A 2,477-nucleotide genomic window follows, 5' to 3' on the forward strand; every position below is an offset into this window, starting at 1 on the left:
GCCGCTTCGTGCGGCCCCGGCTGCTGGTGCCGCTCGCGGTCGTGGCGCTGGTCGGTGCCACGGCCGGGGTGCTCGGCACCCGGGGCGAGGACCCGGGGACCCGCTCGGCCGCCGCGGCGGACGCCGCCCGCGAGTCCGCCGACCGCGCGGGGACGAAGGCGGAGCGGGAGAAGGGCGCCGAGGTGCCGCGCGGCGCGGTCCGCCTGCGTCCGCTGACGGCCGAGCGGCTGTGCCTGACCGACGGTCACGTCCCTGACGGGCGCTACGGCTCGCAGGTCGCCGTCCAGCGCCCCTGCGACGAGGTCCCGCCGCAGATCACCGAGTTGCAGTGGGACGCGGCCACCGGGCGGTACCGCATCCAGTGGCACCACCCCGAGTTCGGCACCGGCTGCCTGAAGGTCCTCGGTCCGGGCCCGGGCAAGGGGCTGCTGGAGCCGTGGGACGCGTGCGACCGCGCCGACCTGTTCGAGGTGGTACCCGCACGGGGACGGGGGGTGGTCTCGCTGCGTACCGAGGCGGACCGCTGCGTCGGTATCGCGCGGCCCGTCGGGGAGAAGGGCACGGAGGCCGTCGCCCAGCCCTGCACGAGGGAGCGCCACCAGATGTTCCGCGTCGAGTCCGCCGAGTGAACCCGCCGGCCGCGTGTCGGGCGGCCGGCGGGTGACCGGCGGTGAGGCGGAGCGGCCGGGCCGTCCCTCACCTCCCCCGTGGAGTGAGGGACGGCCGGTCCCCCGGTGCGCCGCCCCGCCTCAATGGTCGGCGCGTCGTTCGGAGGGGAGAAGAGGAACCGGCCGTCCCGGACGGCCCGGCCGCTGTCCGGGCTGGTCCGCGGGGTGAGCGGGCCACGTCCCGGACAGGTTCCGGTGACCCCGGTGCCGCCCGTACCGGTCTCGGACCGACGCCGGGCCGACGCGGCGGTGGCGGTGCGGCGGTGGCGGTGCGGGCCCGGCGGGAGCCGAGGGCGGTGGGCTCCGTCCGGCTCACTCCGCGTCCGGTGCCGCCGGTCCCCCCCGGTGCCGCCGGGTCCTGGGGGACCTCGGACACCACGCGTCCGAGCGGTGCGGCCGCCTCGGCGAGGGTGCGCCGTTCCCCGGCGTCGAACCGGGTCGCGAGGGCCTCGGCACCCAGTTGTTCGCGGCTTGGCGCAGCGCCTCCACCGTGCGGCGGCCCTCCTCGGTGAGGCCGAGGACCACCTGGCGGCCGTCGGCCGGGTGCGGGCCGCGGGCGAGGGATGCCCCGCTCCTCCAGCGCCCCCACCGTGACCCGCATGGACTGCGGCCGTACCAGTTCGGCACGGGCCGGCTCGGCGATGGTCGTGGGTCCCGATCCGGGCATCCGCGCCACGACGGACCGCTGCGCCGGCTCCCCGGCGGGGATGTCCCCGGCGGGGGTGGACGGCGTACGTCCCCGCGTCCTGCGCACCATACGCCGCGCGTATGAATTCGACAGGAAAAACTTGCAAGCTTGCCTGTCGAATGCGCGTCGGCGGCACCCCGGGCCGCCCGCGCGTGGTTGTCCGCTGATCACAGGCCGTACGATCGCTCTCCATCTGCAGGAGGACGGCTGCCGTGTGACGGCCATGGTCGGGGGGAGTGAACATGAGGTCCCTGCGTGCGGACGACCCGGAACGCATCGGCGAGTACCGGTTGCTGGGGCGGCTCGGCGAGGGAGGCATGGGCAGCGTCTATCTCGCGCAGTCCCCGCGCGGCCGTACCGTCGCCGTCAAGCTGGTGCGGCGCGAACTGGCCGACCACGCCGAGTTCAGGCAGCGCTTCGAGCAGGAGGTCAGCGCGGCGCGCCGGGTCGGGGGCGAGTGGACGGCCCCCGTGCTGGACGCCGACACCGAGGCCGACCCGCCGTGGGTGGCCACCGGCTACATACCGGGCATCCCCCTCAACGAGGCGGTGGCGGGCCGGAAGGCGCCGCTGCCCGTGCGCACCCTGCGCATCCTGGCGAACCGCCTCGGGCTCGCGCTCGGCGCCATCCACCAGGCCGGGCTCGTCCACCGCGACGTGAAGCCCTCCAACATCCTGGTCACCATCGACGGGCCGCGCGTGATCGACTTCGGTATCGCCCGCGCGCTGGAGACCGTCGCCGCCGACGCGGAGCTGACCCGGACCGGTGCCGTCGTCGGCTCGCCCGGCTTCATGTCGCCCGAGCAGGTACGCGGAGACCGGCTGACCGGGGCCAGCGACATCTTCTCCCTCGGCTCGGTACTGGCCTTCGCCGCCACGGGGCACACGCCCTTCGGCGGCACCGGGGTCGCCGGGCACGTCCAGATGTACCGCATCACCCAGGAAGAGCCCGATCTCGACGGCGTCCCCGAGGAGTTGCGCGGGCTGGTGGCCTCCTGTCTGGCCAAGGACCCGGCCGAACGCCCCTCCTTGGAACAGCTCCTGGACAAGACGGCCGACCCGGAGGGCGAGCCGGGCCCGGGTGCCACGGACTCCGAGGCCGCCGAGCCCTGGCTGCCGGCC

At 75.7% G+C, this 2,477-nt stretch carries 1 protein-coding gene and 1 pseudogene; both read left to right on the forward strand.

The annotated features are described in order from the left end of the window. Nucleotides 1-629: pseudogene (locus FM076_RS26595) on the forward strand (RICIN domain-containing protein); the annotation flags it as partial. Between the two features lie 969 nt (nucleotides 630-1,598). Further along, nucleotides 1,599-2,477, forward strand: an 879-nt coding sequence (locus FM076_RS26600) for a serine/threonine-protein kinase (protein WP_173873427.1), incomplete at its 3' end; no start/stop codon positions are given.

This window comes from Streptomyces albus subsp. chlorinus (assembly GCF_013302895.1).
Lineage (GTDB): Bacteria > Actinomycetota > Actinomycetes > Streptomycetales > Streptomycetaceae > Streptomyces > Streptomyces chlorinus.